At 74.5% G+C, this 18,205-nt stretch carries 18 protein-coding genes, 1 tRNA gene and 1 pseudogene; 10 read left to right on the top strand and 10 right to left on the bottom strand.

What is annotated here, in order from left to right; all coding sequences use genetic code 11:
- Window positions 1–10 precede the first annotated feature (10 nt).
- The 6 genes from STBA_RS11995 to STBA_RS11970 are packed head-to-tail and all read left to right on the top strand — an operon-like array spanning window position 11 to window position 5,519.
- A complete protein-coding gene (locus STBA_RS11995; RefSeq protein ID WP_079251867.1) occupies window positions 11–1,213 on the top strand; it encodes a GNAT family N-acetyltransferase in 1,203 nt (400 codons plus the stop codon).
- Window positions 1,201–1,662 carry an SRPBCC family protein gene (locus tag STBA_RS11990; protein WP_077059243.1) on the top strand — a complete coding sequence of 154 codons (462 nt, stop codon included), beginning with the start codon at window positions 1,201–1,203 and terminating at the stop codon, window positions 1,660–1,662. The genes STBA_RS11995 and STBA_RS11990 overlap by 13 nt, the downstream gene beginning before the upstream one ends.
- Window positions 1,659–2,951 (top strand): aspartate aminotransferase family protein, encoded by a 1,293-nt coding sequence (locus STBA_RS11985; RefSeq protein ID WP_077059242.1) that lies wholly within the window; start codon window positions 1,659–1,661, stop codon window positions 2,949–2,951. Before STBA_RS11990 ends, STBA_RS11985 begins: the two co-directional genes overlap by 4 nt.
- On the top strand, window positions 2,948–3,217 hold the full coding sequence (locus tag STBA_RS11980; RefSeq protein ID WP_077059241.1) for an acyl carrier protein: 270 nt from the start codon (window positions 2,948–2,950) through the stop codon (window positions 3,215–3,217). The genes STBA_RS11985 and STBA_RS11980 overlap by 4 nt, the downstream gene beginning before the upstream one ends.
- Window positions 3,214–4,449, top strand: coding sequence for a beta-ketoacyl-[acyl-carrier-protein] synthase family protein (locus STBA_RS11975; RefSeq protein ID WP_077059240.1), 1,236 nt, complete (start codon window positions 3,214–3,216; stop codon window positions 4,447–4,449). Before STBA_RS11980 ends, STBA_RS11975 begins: the two co-directional genes overlap by 4 nt.
- Before the next feature lie 56 nt (window positions 4,450–4,505).
- Window positions 4,506–5,519 carry an SDR family oxidoreductase gene (locus STBA_RS11970; RefSeq protein WP_077059239.1) on the top strand — a complete coding sequence of 338 codons (1,014 nt, stop codon included), beginning with the start codon at window positions 4,506–4,508 and terminating at the stop codon, window positions 5,517–5,519.
- Window positions 5,520–5,553: 34 nt separating this feature from the next.
- Here the strand turns inward: STBA_RS11970 and STBA_RS11965 are convergent, their stop codons facing one another.
- The 3 genes from STBA_RS11965 to STBA_RS11955 form a co-directional block, all read right to left on the bottom strand.
- Window positions 5,554–6,741: a cytochrome P450 gene (locus STBA_RS11965; RefSeq protein ID WP_077059238.1), complete on the bottom strand. Its 1,188-nt coding sequence runs from the start codon at window positions 6,739–6,741 to the stop codon at window positions 5,554–5,556.
- Between the two features lie 127 nt (window positions 6,742–6,868).
- Window positions 6,869–7,993, bottom strand: coding sequence for a serine hydrolase domain-containing protein (locus tag STBA_RS11960; RefSeq protein ID WP_077059237.1), 1,125 nt, complete (start codon window positions 7,991–7,993; stop codon window positions 6,869–6,871).
- Between the two features lie 107 nt (window positions 7,994–8,100).
- On the bottom strand, window positions 8,101–8,937 hold the full coding sequence (locus STBA_RS11955) for an AraC family transcriptional regulator (protein ID WP_077059236.1): 837 nt from the start codon (window positions 8,935–8,937) through the stop codon (window positions 8,101–8,103).
- Between the two features lie 49 nt (window positions 8,938–8,986).
- Between STBA_RS11955 and STBA_RS11950 the strand changes: the two genes are divergently transcribed.
- Window positions 8,987–9,418 (top strand): DUF2000 domain-containing protein, encoded by a 432-nt coding sequence (locus tag STBA_RS11950; RefSeq protein ID WP_077059235.1) that lies wholly within the window; start codon window positions 8,987–8,989, stop codon window positions 9,416–9,418.
- Window positions 9,419–9,448: 30 nt separating this feature from the next.
- Here STBA_RS11950 and STBA_RS11945 read toward each other — a convergent pair whose 3' ends face one another.
- From STBA_RS11945 to STBA_RS11930, 4 genes are read right to left on the bottom strand one after another with little or no spacing between them, the layout of a single operon-like run.
- Window positions 9,449–10,963, bottom strand: a complete 1,515-nt coding sequence (locus STBA_RS11945) for a mannitol dehydrogenase family protein (RefSeq protein WP_077059234.1) — start codon at window positions 10,961–10,963, stop codon at window positions 9,449–9,451.
- A complete protein-coding gene (locus tag STBA_RS11940; protein ID WP_077059233.1) occupies window positions 10,938–11,702 on the bottom strand; it encodes an SDR family oxidoreductase in 765 nt (254 codons plus the stop codon). The genes STBA_RS11945 and STBA_RS11940 overlap by 26 nt, the downstream gene beginning before the upstream one ends.
- 29 nt (window positions 11,703–11,731) lie before the next feature.
- On the bottom strand, window positions 11,732–13,162 hold the full coding sequence (locus STBA_RS11935; RefSeq protein ID WP_079251866.1) for an MFS transporter: 1,431 nt from the start codon (window positions 13,160–13,162) through the stop codon (window positions 11,732–11,734).
- 11 nt (window positions 13,163–13,173) lie between these two features.
- On the bottom strand, window positions 13,174–14,283 hold the full coding sequence (locus tag STBA_RS11930; RefSeq protein ID WP_171987690.1) for an Ldh family oxidoreductase: 1,110 nt from the start codon (window positions 14,281–14,283) through the stop codon (window positions 13,174–13,176).
- A 139-nt stretch (window positions 14,284–14,422) separates the two neighbouring features.
- On the opposite strand from STBA_RS11930, the gene STBA_RS11925 reads away from it, so the two are divergent.
- A complete protein-coding gene (locus STBA_RS11925) occupies window positions 14,423–15,211 on the top strand; it encodes an IclR family transcriptional regulator (RefSeq protein WP_077059231.1) in 789 nt (262 codons plus the stop codon).
- A gap of 11 nt (window positions 15,212–15,222) precedes the next feature.
- Here the strand turns inward: STBA_RS11925 and STBA_RS11920 are convergent, their stop codons facing one another.
- Together STBA_RS11920 and STBA_RS36395 are read right to left on the bottom strand one after the other, a co-directional pair.
- A complete protein-coding gene (locus STBA_RS11920; RefSeq protein WP_077059230.1) occupies window positions 15,223–15,525 on the bottom strand; it encodes a hypothetical protein in 303 nt (100 codons plus the stop codon).
- Window positions 15,526–15,886: 361 nt separating this feature from the next.
- Window positions 15,887–16,678 (bottom strand): ABC transporter permease, encoded by a 792-nt coding sequence (locus tag STBA_RS36395; protein ID WP_253194671.1) that lies wholly within the window; start codon window positions 16,676–16,678, stop codon window positions 15,887–15,889.
- On the opposite strand from STBA_RS36395, the pseudogene STBA_RS36390 reads away from it, so the two are divergent.
- Together STBA_RS36390 and STBA_RS11905 are read left to right on the top strand one after the other, a co-directional pair.
- Window positions 16,671–17,330: pseudogene (locus STBA_RS36390) on the top strand (histidine kinase); the annotation flags it as partial. The gene STBA_RS36395 and the pseudogene STBA_RS36390 sit on opposite strands and share 8 nt — an antisense overlap.
- Window positions 17,327–17,986 (top strand): response regulator transcription factor, encoded by a 660-nt coding sequence (locus tag STBA_RS11905; protein WP_077059228.1) that lies wholly within the window; start codon window positions 17,327–17,329, stop codon window positions 17,984–17,986. The pseudogene STBA_RS36390 and the gene STBA_RS11905, both read left to right, overlap by 4 nt.
- Window positions 17,987–18,059: 73 nt before the next feature.
- Here STBA_RS11905 and STBA_RS11900 read toward each other — a convergent pair.
- Window positions 18,060–18,133 (bottom strand) — tRNA-Met (locus STBA_RS11900).
- Between the last annotated feature and the right edge of the window lie 72 nt (window positions 18,134–18,205).

Here is an 18,205-nt window from a genome sequence, read left to right as displayed (position 1 = left end):
GATGGAGCCTATGGAACCGACGGAGCCGCGTGGCCCGCACGCCGTCGACGTACTGCCCGGCATCGACGCCATCCCCGACGCGCTGTGGCGCCGCCTGGCCCCGGCCGACGACCCGCTGTGGTCCCGCGCCGTCTTCACCGCGATGGAACGGGGCTCGATCGGCCCGGACGGCTACGCCTACCTGGTGGTGCGCCGGGCGTCCAGGACCGTCGCCGTGCTGCCGCTGTGCCTGTTCGGCGGGCTGCGGCTGGACCGCATCGTCGGCCCGCGCGAACGGCGCCTCCTCGCCCCGGCGGCCCGGGGGCTGCCCCGGCTGCTGCGGCTCCCGACGCTGTTCTGCGGGCACCTGCTCGGCCAGGGGCACATCCTCGGTCCGGAGCGCGGCAATCCGGACGTGGGACGTCTGCTCGTCGCCGCCGTCCTGGAGTTCGCACGGGCCAGGCGGCTGCGCACGGTGGTGTTCAAGGACTTCGCCGCCGCGGAGCTCGCGCCCCTGGGGGCTGCCTTGCGGCAGGCCGGATTCCTCGTTCTCCCCAGCCTGCCCGATACCGAACTGCGCCTGCCGTACCGGTCGTTCGACGACTACCTCGCGGCCCTCCCCGCCAAGCCCCGGCGCAACGCCCGTAGCAAGATCCGCAAGTTCGCGGGGCGTCCCGGGCTGCGCATGGAAGTCCTGGAGAGCTTCAGCCACCTCGTTCCGCAGATCCTGGCGCTGTACCGGCAGGTGATGGACCGGGCGGATCAGACGCTGGACGAGATCGACGCCGCCTTCCTCACCGCGCTGCGCCCCGAGGGCGGCCTGCGCACCCGGCTCGTCGCCTGCTTCGAGGGCGACCGTCTCGTCGCCTTCCTGCTGTGCCTGTTCCACGGCGCGGGCGCCACCGGGGCCAGGATCGGCCTCGACTACGCGCTCGCCCATGACGCGCGGCTGTACCACAACGTCCACTATGCGGCGATCCGGCTGGCCCTCCGGGCGGGCTGCCGCCACATCCGCTTCGCGCAGACCGCGTACACGCCCAAGGTCGAGTTCGGCTGTGACCTGATCGAACAGCACCATGCCATCACGCACCTGCGCCCGCTGCCCCGCGTGCTGCTCCGTCGCTTCCTGCCGCCCGCCCTCGCCCGTGCACGGGCCGACGCCCTCGGTCCGCACGGGCCCGCCGAGCCCCGCCCGCACCACCAGGAAAGCAGGCAAGACCCATGCCCCGAGTAGAAGTGGATCTGCCCATCACCGCACCGCCCGAGGCCGCGTGGGCGGCCGTGGTGGACGTGGAGTCGTACCCCGCTTGTATGGACAGCGTCGAGGCCGTCACGGTCACCGGGCGGCGGGACGAGCGGCACCGCACCACCGCCTGGTCGGTGCGCCTGCAAGGGTCCGTGCTGCGGTGGACGGAGGACGAGGTGATCGACCCCGTCGCCCGCCGCTTCGACTTCCGGCAGGTCAGCGGCGACCTCGGCGCGTTCACCGGGCACTGGGGCGTCCGCCCCGGGCCAGGTGGCGGCAGCCTGGTGTCGCTCCACGTCGACTTCGACATCGGTATCCCGCTGCTCGCCGACATGCTCAACCCGGTGGCCGCCGACGCCCTGCGGGAGAACGCCGCGCAGATGCTCGCCGCCCTCCAGGCCCGGCTGACCACCGCCGACCACGGCGGGGACGGGTGAACGGGCCGCCGGCCGCCGGCGCCTTTCCGGACGCGGCCCGCCCGGACGCGGCCCGCGAGACCTTCGACCTGATCCGCCGCCACCTGTCGCCCGGGCTCGCACTGACCGGGTCGTTCGCCGGCCGGGGCGCGGTGGAGGTGTCGGCGGACGGGTGCCGGGTCATGCTGTCGGACGGGCGCGAGGTGCTCGACTTCGGCGCTTACGCCGTCACCCTGCTCGGGCACCGCCACCCGGCCGTCGTCGCGGCGGTGCGCGACCAGCTCGACCGGATGCCGGTGTCCACCCGCAGCCTCGCCAATCCGGTGACGGCCCGCGCCGCCGCCGCGCTGGCCGGCCACTTCTGCCCGTCCTTGACCAAAGTCTGCTTCGGGCTGAACGGTTCCGACGCCGTCGAGGTCGCCGTCAAGCTCGCCCGCGTCGCCACCGGCCGGGGCCGCGTCATCGCCGTGCGCGGCGGCTTCCACGGCAAGTCGCTCGGCGCCCTGGCCCTCACGCACAGCCCGCTGTACCGCGCCGGGCTGCGCGGGGCCCTGATCGATGTCGTGCACGTGGCGCCGGATGACGCCGGAGCGGTGGCGCGCGCCACCGCGGCCGGCCAGGTCGCCGCGGTGGTGTTCGAGCCGGTGCAGGGCGAGAACGGCGCCGCGGTCCTGCCGGTGGACGTACTGCGCCAGTGGTGCGAGGACGCGGGGCGCGCGGGCGCGTTCGTGATCGCGGACGAGATCCAGTGCGGCCTGCGGCGGTGCGGGGAGCGTTCGGTGGCCGTCGCCGAAGGGCTGCCCGTGGACGCGGTGCTGGTCGGCAAGCCGCTGGGCGGCGGCGTGGTGCCGCTGTCGGCGGTGGTCTGCACCGAAGAGCTGTACGCGCCGCTCGCCGCCGATCCGTTCCTGCACTCGGCGACCTTCGGCGGACATCCGCTCGGCTGCGCGGCGCTGCCCGCCGCGCTCACCGCGATCGAGGAACTGGCCGGGCACGGGCGGGCGCTGGCCGCCGCGCTGGAGGTGGCGCTGGCCGCGTTGGCGCGGCGGCACCCCGACGTGGTGACCGGCGTGCGGGGGCGGGGCCTGCTGCGCGGCGTCGACTTCGCCGACGCACGGGCCGCCGGCACGGTCGTGACCGAACTGGCGGGCGCCGGGCTGCTGGTGTCGCCCTGCCTCGGCCGGCCCACCACCGTGCGGCTGCTGCCCCCGCTGGTCGCCACCGAGGCGGACATCGCGCAGGCCGCGCTCATGCTCGACGCGGCCCTCTCGGCGGCCGGGAGCCGCGGACCCATCCGGGAGACGACATGACAGGTGCCCCCGTCCCCGACCGTGGGGAACTGGCCCGCATCGTCCGGGAGACCGTTTCCGACGTGCTGGGCACGGAGCCGGAGGACATCCACGAGACGACCGATCTGAAGGGCGACTTCGACATCGACAGCCTGGAGTTGATGGACATCGGCGCCCGCCTGGAAACCGCGCTGCGCGTGGGCATCCCGGTGAGCGACCTGACCGGGGCCGCGACCGTGGGCCAGGCCATCGACCTGCTGGCCGACCGGCTGGAGCGGCCCGAGTGACGGGGCGGCGGGTCCGGGTCGCCGTCACCGGCATGGGCGTCAAATGCCCGGCCGGCAACGACCCGGAGGACGTGTTCCGCCGGGTGCTCCACGCCCGGCCGACGGCGGCGGTCGTGCCGGGTCTCGCCGAGGCGGGGCTGCCGGTGCGGTTCGCCTGCACAGTGCCGGAGTTCGACCTGGCGCCGTACATCGGGCGCCGCGAGGCGCGGCAGATCGACCGGGCGACGGCGCTGCTGCTGTGCGCGGCCGACGACGCCGTCGCCGGGGCGGGCGGGGCCGTCCGCGGTCCTGGGCACCGGGCGGGCGTGCACATCGGTACGGGCATCGGCGGCCTGCCGGGCATGGAGGAGGTCGTGTACGGCCACGGGGAGCGGCCCATGGGCATGCCGGTGCACACGGTGCCGAAGAGCATGGCGAACTCGCCGGCCTGCCGCCTCGCGATGCGCTACGGGCTCCGCGGTTCGTGCATGACGTACGCGACGGCCTGCGCGAGCGGGACGAACGCCATCGGCGAGGCGGCGCGGCGCATCCGGGACGGCGAGCTGGACGTGGCGCTCACCGGCGGCGTGGACGCGGCCGTCACGAAGGTCATCGTGAGCGGCTTCGCCCGGATGCGGGCCCTGTCGGTGCGCAACGAGGCGCCCGAGCTGGCCAGTCGGCCGTTCGATGCCGACCGCGACGGATTCGTGATGGGCGAGGGCGCCGCCGTGCTCGTTCTGGAGCGCTGGGACCTGGCGCGGCGCCGGGGCGCGCGCATCTACGGCGAGGTCGCCGGATACGCCACCACCTGCGACGGTGCCCATGCCGTGGCGCCCGACCCGCAGGGCGCCATGGCGGCCGAGTGCATGCGGCTGGCCATCGCCGACGCCCGTCTCACGCCCGCCGGGATCGGGCACATCAACGCGCACGGCACCTCCACGGTGCTCAACGACCTGGCCGAAGCGGTCGCCGTGGAGCGCTGCTTCGGCCCGCAGTCGCCGCCGGTGACGGCGGTGAAGGGCGTCACCGGGCATCTGATCGGCGGCTCGGGCGCGGTGGAGGCGCTCGTCGCCCTGCTGTGCGCGGCGCGCGGCGTGGTGCCGCCGGTCGCCACCACCGCGTCCACTCCGGACGTGGGGGCGCTGGACGTGGTGCTGGGCGCGCCGCGCCAGGTGGCGCGGCGGCCGGTGCTGTCCAACTCGTTCGGTTTCGGCGGGCAGAACGCCTGTCTGGTCCTTCGCCCCGCCCCCTGACCGCTCCACCGGCGGATCGGTTCGGCCGTTCCGTGCCCGCGAGCAGAAAGGCTGACATGCGCATTCTCCTCACCGGCGCCACCGGAGTGGTCGGCACCGAAATCGCCGCACGGTTCGGCGCCGTCCCCCACACGCGGGTGGCCCGGCGCGCCCAGGACACCTCCGTGACCCGCTGGGACATGGGGGCCGAACCGCCGCCCGCCGTCCTGTCCCGCCACTGGGACGTCATCGTGCACGCGGCGGCGGACACCCGGTGGACGCTCACCCGCGACGAGGCGGTGGCCGCGAACATCGGTCCGCTGCGCGCCGTACTCGCCCTGGCGGACCGCGACACGCACCTCGTGCACCTCTCGACCGCCTACGTCGGCGGCACGCGGGCGCCGGCGGACCTGCGGGGCGCGGAGTTCGACGGCTACCGCAACGGCTACGAGTGGTCCAAGGCCGTGTGCGAGGACATCGCGCGCGGGGAGCACCGCGGGCCGCTGACGATCGTCCGGCCGCCGCTGATCGTCGGCCGCCGCGGCACCGGGGCCATCTCCCGCTTCTCCGGCCCCTACACGCTGCTGCAAGCACTGGTCTCCGGGCTGGCGGCGGTCGTGGTGGGCGATCCGGCGGGCTACGCGGAGATCAGCCCGGTGGACGAGGTCGCCGACGCGGTGGTGCATACCGCGCTGTCCGCCCCGCCGGGCTCGCCGCGGACCGAGGTGATCGCCGGCGGGGCCGGCAGCCTGCGGCTGGGCGAGCTGCTCGACGTCATCTGCGACACCCTCGACGAGTGCCGCGCCCGGCATGGGCAGCCGCCGGTCGAACGGCCGCCCGTCGTCCCGTCCGAGACCTGGGACCGGTTCTTCCTCCCGCTGGCGGAACGGTACTTGTCGCCGTTCCAGCACCGGGCGGTGCAACTGCTCGCGATGTTCCAGAGCTACACGAGCATGGGCGAGCCGTTCGTGCCGACCCGGACCGTGCGCGATCCGGCGGCGGTGATGGCCGCGGCCGTCCGGCACTGGGCCGCGCGCCGGCCGCGGCTGGCCCTGGCGCGGCCCACGCCCTGGACGCTGCTCACGAGTTGAGCACCGGGCACCCCGGCCCCCGCCGGCCCGCGCTTCACCAGGTGACGGGGACGGCCGTGGGTCCCGCGTCGCTCTGGCCGCGGACCCAGTCGAGCTGCTCGGGCGGGATCTGGAGCCGGAGCCCGGGCAGCTGCCCGGCCAGGGCGCGGAACGCCGCGGCCAGCTCGATGCGGGCCAGTGCCGCGCCGAGACAGTGGTGGAGCCCCCGGCCGAAGGTCAGGTGCGGGACGGCGGACTGCCGGCCGGGCAGGAAGCGGTCCGGGTCGGCGAAGTGCCGGGGGTCGCGGTTGGCCGCTTCGAGACGGACCAGGACCAGGTCGCCCGCCGCGATGGGCACCCCGTGCAGTTCGAGATCGGTGTGCGCCCAGCGCGGGAACGGTTCGGCGATCAGGCCGCCCAGGTGCCGCAGCACCTCTTCCACCACCGCGTCCAGCCGCTCCGGAACGTCGGCGAGCCCGGCCAGGCGGCCCTCGGTGACGACCTGGACCGTACCGGCCGAGATGCCGTTGCGGGCCGTCTGGTAGCCCGCGGCGATGAGCGTGGTGGCCATGCCGATCAGCTCGTCGTCGCTGAGCCGCCCGTCGTCCGTGTCGCGCACCCGGATCAGGGCGCTGAGCAGGTCGTCGCCCAGAGCGCGGCGTTTGGCGGCCACCAGCCCCGCGGCGTAGCCGCTGAGGTCCTGCCACGCCCGTATCGCCGCGGCGATGTTCTCCTCGCTCCCGTCGGTGAGGAACTCCGCCGCGCCGAGCGCCTCCACCAGCAGGTGGAAATGTTCGCGCTCGTCGATCGCCACGCCGAGCAGGTCGCTGATCACCTGGATCGACAGCGGGGCGGCGAGCCCGGTGACCAGGTCGGCGGGCGGCCCGGCCGCGGCCAGGGCCGCGACGTGTTCGGCAGCCTGCCGGTGGATGCGCGGACCCTGCGCGGCGATGCTCCTGGGGGTGAACGCCTTGGAGACCAGCCGGCGCAGCCGCAGGTGGGGCTCGCCGTCCTGGAACAGGGTGTCGTTGTCGGCGCCGGCGGTGCCGGGCGGCGCCATGCCGAGGCGGGGGTCGGCAAGCACCGCCGCGACGGCGTCGTAGGACGTGACCAGCCAGGCGCGCTGACCGTCGGGTGCGGTGACCGCGGCGACGGGTGTGCGTTCGCGCAACTCGGCATACAGCGGTGGCGGTTGCATGGGACCGGGCCGGTCGAACGGCAGGGACGGCTGGGTGGTGGACATGACGGAGGCCCTTCTCGTGGCGGCTGAGACCTTGCGGCGGCACGTCCCAGTGCACACGTTGACGCTGCGGCAAAGTCAAACCGCGCCGTGCCCCGCCGGAACGCCGGTTCTCACCCCTCCGTCGGGTTCACCCGTCCGTCGGGCACAGTGCCGCGTCCGCGGCACCGTTCAGGCGGGCACGGGTCGCCTCCTCGGTGGCCTGCGTCGTGGTGTAGACGGTGACCGTTCCGCGGTGGCCGGACGCGTGGCCGCCGGCCACGGAACCGCCCGGCAGGTCGCCGCCGTGGCCCCAGTACATGCCGCCGCAGCTCAACGCGTGGCCGGTGAGGCCGTAGCCGTAGCGGCTGCCGGCCGGGTAGAGGCCGCGGTTTCCGACGTCGGTGGTGTCGTGGGTCATCAGCCACACGGCCCACCGCGGCAGCAGCTCCCCGCCGAAGAGCGCGTTCCAGAAGGTGTTGAGGTCGCCGGGGGTGGAGACCAGCCCGCCCGCGGCGCCGAACTCGTAGCCGGGCAGTTCGGTCACGTCCGTGACCCCCGCTTCCGGATCGGCCGGGTTGATGCCGTAGTTGTGCGCGTGCGGTCCCCGCAGCGCCAGCTCGCCGGCCTCCGGCCAGTACGTGTCGTCCAGTTCGAGCGGGCGCAGGATCGTCTCTTCGATGTAGGTGCGGAAGTCCTCGCCCGTCACCTGGTTGATGATCATGCCGAGCACGAGGTAGTTGGTGTTCGAGTAGCCCCAGTCCGTTCCCGGCTCGAAGACCCGTTCCTGGGTCAGGGCCAGTGCCAGGTGCTCCTCGGGGGTGCTGCCGGTGGCGGCCCAGTCCATGAGGCCGACGTAGTCCGGCAGACCACTGGTCTGCATCAGCAACTGCCGAACGGTGACCGGGGAGCCGGCCAGCTGCGGCACGTGGCGGGCGGCGGTCTCGTCCAGCCGCAGCCGTCCCTCCGTCACCAGCCGCATCACGGCCGCCGCGGTGAACGACTTGGTGTTGCTCGCGATCCTGACCCGGCCCTCGGCGCCGGTCATCGGCTGCCCGCTGCCCAGCTCCGCCGTTCCCGCGGTGTACGTCGTGGACCCCGTGAACGCCAGCGCCCCCGGCACGCCGTCCCGCTCCACCAGCAGGTCCAGGTGCCGCTGGACACCGTCCTGCCCTTCGTCCGGCGCGCCGGACGCGGCGGCTGCCGCGGGGACGGCGGTCACCGTCGCCAGGGTGGCGGCGAGAAGTACGGCGGTGGTGAGGCGTCGGCGCGTCATGGTGGGGCTCCCGAAAGGTCTCTCGAACAGGTGCCTCAAGCATTTCGGCCCGCCGCGCCCGGAACACGGGCCGCATCACCCCGATCCGGGGTGCACTTGCCCCCACCTCAGTCCACCGGCGAGGCCCCGGGGCGCCGGGGCGGATTCCAGGGGACACTGCGGGCGTAGCGCCCGGGGGTGGTGCCCACGAGCCGTTTGAAGTGCCGGGTCAGATGCGACTGGTCGTAGAAGCCGGCCGCGACCGCCACCTCCGCGGGCGGCCGGCCGTCGAGGAGGAGCCGCCGGGCGCGGTCGACCCTGCGGGCCATCAGGTACTGGTGCGGGGCGATGCCGAAGGCGGCGGTGAACGCGCGCACCAGGTGCGTGGGGTGGGCGTGCACCAGTCGCGCGGCCTCGTCCAGGGTCACGCCGGACAGCAGTCGTTCGTCGAGAAGCTCCCGCAGGCTGTGGACGATTCCGTTACCGGCCGCCGGTGGCGGGGCGGCGAGCCGGGGCCGCAGGTGGCCGCGCAGCCGTTCCGCGATCAGGGCGAGGCGGCTCTCCGCCTCCAGCTCGTCGCCCCGGCGCGCCAGAGCCGAGTGCAGCTGCCCGACGCGTCGGCGCAGGAGCGGGTCGACCGTGTCGGGGCCGTCCACGGCCGGGCCGATGAAGCTCTCGTCGAGCCGGGTCAGGTCCAGGTAGAGCACCCGCTTGCGGAAGCCGTGCGCGGTGGCGGACGAGCCGTTGTGCGGCACCTGCGGGGGCAGCAGGGACACCGTGTCGTGCGGGGTGCCGCGCTCGCGCCGGCCCAGGTCGTAGCGGACCGCACCGGCGTCGACGATCAGCAGCGTCCACACGTCGTGGACGTGCATCGGGTACGCGTGCTCCGTGAAATGGGCGTGGAAGACCTCCACGACGCCCGGGACCCGCGGGCGCCACGCGGAAACCTCCTGTCGTGCCACCATGCCAAAAACGTACAAGAACGTGCGCCGGGGCGGTCGGCAGTCTCGGAGCATGACGATCGACAGCACGCCGGTACGGTTCGATACGAAGATCGCCGTTCTGCTCCGCGAGGACCTGGCGCCGTGGCAGCGGCTGAACGTGACCGCGTTCCTGGTCAGCGGCCTCGGCTCGGAGATCCCCGAGGTGATCGGCGAACCGTACGCCGACGCCGACAGCACCCCTTATCTGCCGATGTTCCGCCAGCCGGTCCTGGTCTTCGAGGGGGCGAAGGAGACCATGCTGGCCGCGCACGGCCGGGCCCTGTCCCGCGCGCTGCCCCGCGCGGTGTTCACCTCCGACCTCTTCACCACCGGCAACGACCGGGACAACCGGGCGGCGGTCCTGGCCGTGCCGCGGGACCAGCTGGATCTGGTGGGGCTCGCCGTGCACGGACCGCGGAACGCGGTCGACAAGGTGCTCAGAGGCGCCCGGATGCATCCCTGAACGGCACCGGACGGCCTCGGCCGGTGCCGTTCAGCCGGCGGCCTGCCGCAGGGCCGCGGTGACGCCGTGGCGGGTGAGGGTGGTCAGGTGCGCGGTCAGCGCGGTGCGGATCTCGGGGGAGGCCGCCGTCTCCTGGTCGAAGACCGCGCGCAGGGCGAGCAGCGACTCGACGGCCCGGGCCGGGGCGCCGGCGTGCGCGCGGGCGCGCCGCAGGGCCGCGGCGCGCGGGTCGTCGAGGTCGGCGGCGGTGGTGACGTGGCGCATCCAGGCGGCGAGGACCAGCAGCAGGCGCTGCGGGACGCGGCCCGCGGCCAGGTGTTCGCGCAGCGGGGCGACGACCCGGACCGGCAGCTTCTCGGTGCCGTCGGCGGCCACCTGGCGGGTGGTGTGGCCGAGCGCCGGGTTGGCCAGGCGGTCGAGGACGCGGGCGCGGTAGTGCTCCAGGTCCAGGCCCGGGCAGGGCCGCAGGGTCGGGAGCAGTTCGTGGGAGGTCAGCTCCTCGGCGAACGTTTCCATGCCGGGCAGGGCCAGCGCCCGGTCGACGGTCGGGGCGCCGGCGAGGGAGCCGAGATAGGCGAGGGCGGAGTGCGTGGCGTTGAGCAGGCGCAGCTTGGCCGTCTCGAACGGGGTGACGTCGGCGACGAGATCGGCGCCCGCGGCGTCCCAGGCCGGGCGGCCCGCGGGGAACCGGTCCTCGATGACCCACTGGCTGTAGGGCTCGGCCGCGACCGCCGCGGCGTCGCGGACGCCGAGGAGGCCGGTGACGCGTTCCAGGTCGCGGGGGCGCGGCGCGGGGACGATGCGGTCGACCGCGGTGGCGGGGAAGGCGACCCGCGCGTCGACCCACTGGGCCAGCGCGTCGCCGCCGGGCAGGGCGGCGAGGAAGTCCTGGACGAGGCGGCGGACGAGGGGGCCGTTGGCGGGCAGGTTGTCGCAGGGCAGGACGGCCAGGGGCGGGCCGCCGCGCTCGTGGCGCAGCCGCAGGCCCGCCACCAGCCGGCCGATGGTGGTGCGCGGCGCGCCGGCGCCCGCGAGGTCGTGGGCGACGAGCGGGTCGTGGCGGGCGAGGCCGCCGGTCGCCGGATCGCGGCGGTAGCCCTTCTCGGTGACCGTCAGAGTCACCACGCGCACGTCCGGGTCCGCGAGGCGGGCGGCGACGGCGGCCGGTTCTCCGGGGGCGGAGAGCACCTCGGTGAGGGCACCGACGACGCGGGCCCGCGGGTGGCCCGGCGGGGCATCCCCGAGGAGGAGCACGGAGAACAGGCCGTCCTGCGGTACGAGTTGGTCGACCACGGCCCTGCTGCGCTGGGTCACCGCGCAGATGCCCCAGGACGGGTCACCGGCGGCGGCCATGGCGTCCTCGGTGTGAACGGCCTGGTGGGCGCGGTGGAACGCGCCGGGACCGAGGTGCACGATGCCCGTGCGGCGCTCGTCGAGGGGAACGCGCGGGTGCGCGTGCGCCGGGACGCGGGCGAGCGTGGCGCGGCTCAGGCGGGGCGGCCGGGCGGGTACCGCCGGGTCAGTAGCGGATGTGTTTGCCGCCATCGACGATCACCGCCTCTCCGGTGACGAGGTCCATGCGCAGCAGCCCGAGCACGGCCTGGGCGACGTGCTCGGGGCCCGGGGTGGCGCGCAGCGGGACCGTTTCCCGCTCGGCGCGGGCGCGTTCGGCGAAGCCCTCCGCGCCGTGCAGGCCGGTCTGCCAGCGGGTGGCGACGGTGCCGGGCGCGACGGCGTTGACGCGGACGTGCGGGGCGAGGGCGCCCGCCAGGTTCCTGGTGAGCTGGAGCAGCGCGGCCTTGCTGGTGCCGTAGGCGAGGGAGGAGCCGCCCGCGCGGTAGCCGGAGACGGAGGCGATGTTGACCAGCGCGCCGGAGGCGGCGCGCAGGGCGGGCGCGAAGGCGCGGGCGCAGCGGAACGCGCCGACGACGTTGACGTCGAGCGCCTCGTGCCAGTCGGCGTCGGTCAGGGCGTCGAGGTCGTGTTCCGGGACGGCGCGGGTGGTGCCCGCGTTGTTCACCAGGATGTCGACGCGGCCGAAGCGCCTCAGCGCGGTGACGGCGAGCGCGCGGACGTCGGAGTCGTCGGCGACGTCGGCGCGTTCGGTCAGGGCGCGCGCCCCCAGGGCCTCCGCCTCGGGCACCAGCGTGGCCGCCTCGCCGGTGGAGCGCCGGTAGGTCGCGACGACGCCCGCCGCCCCGGCGCGGGCCAGGGCCAGGGTGGTGGCCCGGCCGATTCCGGTGCAGCCGCCGGTGATCACGGCGACCGTTCCTCGCAGGTCCACGGGTCCTCCTTCCCGGCTGCCGCCGGACGTTACCGGGCCGGCCCGTCCCGGGGCGGGAGGGGTGCCAGGTGTTCCTCTGCTATGTCGATGTGGCGGGTCTCCGCCGAGTACAGGAACGCCGTCAGGGAGATCGCCGCGGTGAGCATCATGAACGTGGCGACCAGCCAGGGCGAGCCGTTCCCCAGCTCCAGCAGCCCGGCGGCGATGAACGGGGAGAACCCGGCCACGGCGGCGCCGATCTCCCGGGAGGCGGCGAAGCCGGTGTAGCGGACGCGGGCGCCGAACAGTTCGGCGTAGAAGGCGGGCTGCACCGCGATCATGGGGGCCAGGCCGAGGCCGGTGGCGATGATGAGCGCCAGCCAGATGACCGGCGGCGCCCCGGTCTCCATCAGCAGGAACAGCGGGAAGGCGAACAGCCCGGTGAAGATGGTGGAGAACAGGTTGAGCGGGCGCCGGCCCACACGGTCGGACAGCGCGCCGTAGACGGGCTGGAGCGCGATGACGACCAGGCCGAAGGCGATGACGCCGGTGAGGGCGACCCAGCGCTCCAGGTCGAGTTCGTCGGTGATGTAGGAGACGGAGAACGTCGCGTAGATGTAGACGACGGCGGTGTCGCAGATGTGGGCGCCGATACCGACGAGGAAGTTCCGCGGGTAGCGGCGCAGCGTCTCCCGGGCGGGGATCTTCACCACGCGCTCCTCGTGCCGCATCCGGCGGAAGACCGGGGACTCGGCGACGCGCAGCCGCACGTACAGGGCGACCGCGATCAGGGCGAAACTGAACAGGAACGGCAGCCGCCAGCCCCAGCTTTCGAGCGCCTCGTCGGACAGCAGCTCGACCAGCAGGAACGCGACCGTGCCGAGCACCAGGCCGATCTGCACGCCCATCTGCGCGAAGGAGGCGTAGTAGCCGCGGCGCGCGGGCGGCGCGTGTTCGGCGAGGAGCGTGGAGGCGCCGCCGAACTCGGCTCCGGCGCCGAGCCCCTGGCAGATGCGCATCAGGACGAGGAGGACCGGTGCGGCCATGCCGATGGACTCGTACGTCGGCAGCAGGCCGATGACGCCGGTGGACACGCCCATGATGACCGTGGTCAGGACGAGGGTGGCGCGTCTGCCGATGCGGTCGCCGATGGAGCCGAAGAGGAAGCCGCCGAGCGGGCGGAAGACGAAGCCGACACCGAACGTCGCGAAGCCGATCAGGGTGCCGGTCGTCGGGTCGTCCTGCACGAAGAAGTGGTCGTTGAAGACGAGGACGACCGCCGTGCCGTAGATGAAGAAGTCGTACCACTCCAGGGCGGTGCCGACGATGGACGCCGTGACGACGCGGCGCAGTTCGCCGTCCGCCCCGCCGCCCGCCCCGCCATCCGTTCCGCCATCCGTTCCGCCTTTCGTCCCGGCCGGTGCCCGTTCCTTCGCGGGATGCTGGTGTCCGTGATCCGCCTGGTGCTGTTCGCCGGTCATCGCTGCCTCCTTCAGGGGCGTCGTCCCCCCGGCTCCCGCGCCTGTCCTGGGCCCGGCTCGTCCCGCAGGGCCAGCAGCCGGCGCCAGGTGCCGCTGGGCAGCGGGACGCCGTGGGCCAGGTGCCGTGCGCGGGCGCGTTCCTCCGGCTCGCCGGGGACCAGGACTTCCCGGTGGCCCTCGGCGAGCGGGGTGCCTGCCAGCTCGGCGCAGAAGCTCTCGGTCTCGGTGCGGAAGGTGTCCAGGGGCACGAAGGCGTCGACGCGGACGCCGATCATGACCGTGCCGAAGCGGCCCCCGTAGCCGGGCAGACTGGAGATCCCGGCGCCGCTGAGCAGGCCGCCGGCGATCTCGATGACCACGCTCAGGCCGTACCCCTTGTGCCCCCCGAACGGCAGCAGCGCGCCGCCGCGGTAGAAGTCCGCCGGGTCGGTGGAACCGGCCCCGGCCGCGTCCAGCAGCAGTCCCGGGGGCACGGACTGGCCGCGGGCGCGGGCCACGCCGAGCTTGCCCTCGGCGACCGCGGCGGTGGCCCAGTCCATGACGACGGGGGGCCGCCCGGCCGCGCGGGGCAGAGCCCAGGCGAGGGGGTTGGTGCCGAGGCGCCGCTCCCGGCCGCCGTGCGGGGCCACGGTCGGATCGGCGTTGGACAGCGCGATGGCGACCAGCCCGCGTTCGGCGAGCCCTGCGGCGTACTCGCCGAGCCTGCCGACGTGGTTGCAGTCCCGGACCGTCACCACGCCCGCCGCGAACTCCTCACACAGCGAGGTGAGTTCATCGGCGGCGCGGCGGGCGGCCAGCTGGCCGAACGCGCGCCTGCCGTCGATCACGGCGGTGGCCGCGCGGCGTGCGGCGACCACGGGGGCGGCGGCGGGGTCGATGACGCCGTCGGCGATCGCCGCCAGGTAGGCGGGCAGGCGCCGCACGCCGTGGGAGCCGTGGCCGACCAGATCCGCCTCGACGAGCGAGGCGGCGACGGCACGGGCCGGCTCCGCGGGCACGCCCGCCGCGGCGAGCAGCGCCGCGGCGAGCCCGGTCAGTTCGGCCGCGTCGACCCGGGTTTCGCCGTCGGGCACGCCCGGCGCCGGGTCGGGTGGCACGTCCTGTGCTGAGCCATCGGTCACGTCCGCTCCCGAATTCCGTCGGATGGAATACCGTTCCGCTTTCGTGGCCGAGATGCTGCCACAGCGGATCGGCGCTGTGAACCCGGTCACAGGGAATTTCTTCGGCGGGCAGCTCCGGGAGGCGCCCTAGACTTGCCGCATGACCAGCCCGGAGGCGCGGCGGACAGCCGCCGACAAGACGCTCGATGTCCTGGAGGCGCTGGCCGAACATCAGAGCATCGCGGGCCTGTCCGAGGCGACGAAGCTGCCCAAGCCGACCGTGCACCGCATCCTGCGGACGCTGGTCGAGCGCGGCTTCGCCCGGCAGACGGACCACGGCAGTTACACCGGCGGGCCGCGGATTCTCACGCTCATCGGCCGCCACCAGCGCGGCGCCGACCTCACCGACCGCGTGCGCCCCGCGCTCGAAGAGCTCGCGCGGGAGACAAACTGGACGGTGCACTTCGCCCTGCTGTCCGGCCACGAGGCGGTCTACGCGGCCAAGGTCGAGGGCGACCGCCCCTACCACCTGGCCTCGCGGGTGGGGATGAGCCTGCCCCTGCACTCGACCTCGGTCGGCAAGTCGATGCTCGCCGCGCTCCCGGAAGAGTCGGCGCAGGCCCTGCTGGCGCGCGGCGGGATGCCGCGGCGGACGGCGCGCACGCACACCGACGCGGCCGCGCTGCTCGCCGAGTTGGCGACCGTCCGGCGGCGCGGCTGGGCGGAGGATCAGGAGGAGAACGAGGAGGGCGTCATAGCCGTCGGCGCCCCGGTCTTCGACCACGTCGGCCAGGTGATCGGCGGCATCAGCGCGGCGGCCCTCAGCCACCCGGCCGACACGAAGGCGATGACCGCCTGCGGCCGCGCCGTGGCCACCACGGCACGCCAGGTCTCCCTGACCCTGGGCGCGCCGCCGCAGCGGAGCGACCTGGCCGGTTCACCGGACTGAGGCGGGGCGTGCTACGCGGGGGTGCCCTGTGCGTCGAGGAACCGCAGCAGAACGTCGGCCTCCGCGCGCAGCCGCGCGGCCCGCCCGGCGTGCGCGGGCCCGGGCAACTCCGCGGCGGCCTCGATCCGTTCGGCCACCTCGGCCCGCACGATGTCCTCCACGTCGCGCTCGCTCAGCTCGCGCCGCGCCGCCTCGCTCCCCACGGCACAGGACGGCGCCTGCGCGAGGTCATCCAGGGGCACCGCCTCGGCGTTGTCCAGCGCACCGAGCGCTCCGCGCAGAGCGCTCACCGCGGCCTTGTCACGGGCACGCATCGCTTCCGGCAGGGCTAGACGCATTCGAACACGCAGGGACATGCCGGCGACCCTAGGCTCATGCCCCCCACCCCCACAACGGGATATCCGCACCACCCGGGGCGGCGCCGGTCGCGCCAGCCGCCAGACCCACGGAAGCACGGGCAGCGGTCAGCGGTCAGGAATGGCAGGACCTCGTACCTTGAGGCCACCGGCCTTGAGGAGGAGGTACGGAGGAGTGCGGGTGGCCGACGACAGGGTGGCCGTTCCCCCACGTGGTGCACTCGGGCGAGCGCAGCGTGGGCTCACCGACGAGGTCGGTGAGCCACCGGGCGCGCCCGCGGCGGCCGGGCGGCTGCGGCGCTGACGGGCCGGCCGCCGTTCACTGGTCGCGGTGGCGGGGGCCGGCGACGGCGAGTGCACATGCGGCGCACGCCCATACCGCGTAGATGGTCCAGGCGCCGCCCGCCGTCCACGGGAACGGCGTCGGGGACCGGCCGTCGTCGACGAGCCGCAGCCACGCCCGGTAGGGCAGCGCGTGCCCGGCGACCGCCGACCAGTAGCGGCCGTCGGTGAAGGCCAGCGGCAGCACGAGCACGACCACCACCGAGGTCGTCATGGTGGCCGCGGTGTGCCGGACGACGGCGCCGAGCGCGAGCCCGGCGAGCGCGCACACCGGCGCGAGGAGGGCGGACGCCAGGACGACGCGGACGGCACCCGGATCGCCGAGGGACACGCCGGCCCCGCGGCGGTCGAGGATCGTCTGGGTCAGGGCGAACGAGACCCCGGCGACGAGCGCGCCGAAGACCGTCGCGGCCACGGTGACGACGGCCACCTTGGCCGCCATGACCGAACGGCGGGCCGGAACGGCGGCGAACGTCGTCCGGATGGTGCCCGTGCTGTACTCACCGACGATCACCACAGCACCGATAGCGGCGAGGGCGAGAGCCATGATCATGGCGGCGTTCCCGGTGAAGGCCATCTGCAGCGGAATGCCGTCCCGGACGAATTCCTCCCGGTCCGCCGCGTCCCGCTCCGTCCAGTGGCTGTACGTGTCCCAGGCGAGACCCGCATTGAACGCGATGACGGCCAGGGCGGTGGCCGCGTGGGCGATCCAGACCGACCGCAGCGACCGGAGCTTGACCCACTCGGCGGCGACCAGATCGCTGCGCATCGCCCGCGAGATGCACGACACCGTCGCCCACAGCATCGGCATCATCGCCCTCCAGGCCGGCGCCGCCGCCCGCGTCGTCGAGACGCAGCCGGCCAGGGCCCGCGAGGCGATGCTCACCGTCGAAAAAGTGGGACGCGAAACGCCGTCGGGGCTGCGGCGGATGCTGGGCGCGCTGCGGCAGGCCGACCAGGAGCCGGGGCCCCCGCAGGCACCGGCGCGGCCGGCCGTCGGACTTGCGGACATGGAACGGCTCGCCGCGGCCACCACGGCCGCCGGCGTCCGCGTGCACGTGGAGTGGCGGGGCACGCGCCGCCCGCTCCCCGCGGACATCGACCTGGCGGCGTTCCGCATCGTGCAGGAGGCGGTGACCAACGTGGTGCGGCATGCGGGCGCCGACTCCTGCCGGGTGCGCCTCGACTACGGGGAACAGGAACTCGCCATCGAGGTCGCCGACCGCGGCAGGGGCGGCGGCACCGGCACGGACACCGGGTTCGGCCTGGTCGGCATGCGCGAACGGGTCGCGCTGCTGCGCGGCCGTTTCACCGCGGGGCCGCGCCCGGAAGGCGGTTTCCTGGTGGCCGCCCGGCTGCCGGTGCCGGTGACCGCGGAGACCGCGGAGACCGGGGAACGAACGGCGGCCGGGGCAGCATGACCATCCGCGTGGTACTCGCCGACGATCAGCCCCTCGTCCGCGCCGCCCTCCACATGGTCATCACCGACACCGCGGACGTTGAGGTCGCGGGCGAGGCAGGAGACGGCGCCGAGGCGGTCCGGCTGACCGAGGAACTCGCCCCGGACGTCGTGGTCATGGACATCCGGATGCCCGGCATGGACGGCATCGAGGCCACCCGCCTGATCACCACGGGCGTCACGGCCGCGCGCGTCGTCGTCCTGACGACCTTCGACGAGGACGACCACGTCTACGGGGCGCTGCGCGCGGGCGCCTCGGGATTCCTCGTCAAGGACATGGCCCTGGACGACATCCTCGCCGCGGTCCGCATCGTCGCCGCCGGGGACGCCCTGATCGCGCCGAGCGTCACACGCCGGCTGATCAGGGAGTTCGCCGACCGCCCCACGGCGCCGCCGCCGCGCGGGGCGCGGCTGAAGGGGATCACCGACCGGGAACGCGAGGTCCTCACCCTGGTCGGCAGCGGCCTGTCCAACGCCGAAATCGCCGAGCGGCTCTGCATCACCGTCGCCACCGCCAAGACCTACCTGACCCGGCTGCTCGCCAAGCTCGACGCCCGCGACCGGGTCCACCTCGTGATCCTCGCCTACGAGGCGGGCCTGGTGGCCCCGTCCTCCTGAGCCGATCCACGTTCCGGGCGGGGCCCGGGGACACGGCGAAGGCCCGGACCTGATGGTCCGGGCCTCGTCGTCGTAGCGGGGACAGGATTTGAACCTGCGACCTCTGGGTTATGAGCCCAGCGAGCTACCGAGCTGCTCCACCCCGCGTCGGCGATCACCACTCTACGCCATTCCCGGCCGCCTCATGACCACGGCGGCCGGCGCCCCCGTGAGAACGCT

The sequence above is a fragment of the Streptomyces sp. MP131-18 genome (genome assembly GCF_001984575.1).
GTDB classification, from domain to species: Bacteria; Actinomycetota; Actinomycetes; order Streptomycetales; family Streptomycetaceae; genus Streptomyces; species Streptomyces johnsoniae.
The sequence above is the reverse complement of the archived record's forward strand: the minus strand, read 5'-3'. Positions and strand labels throughout refer to the sequence as shown.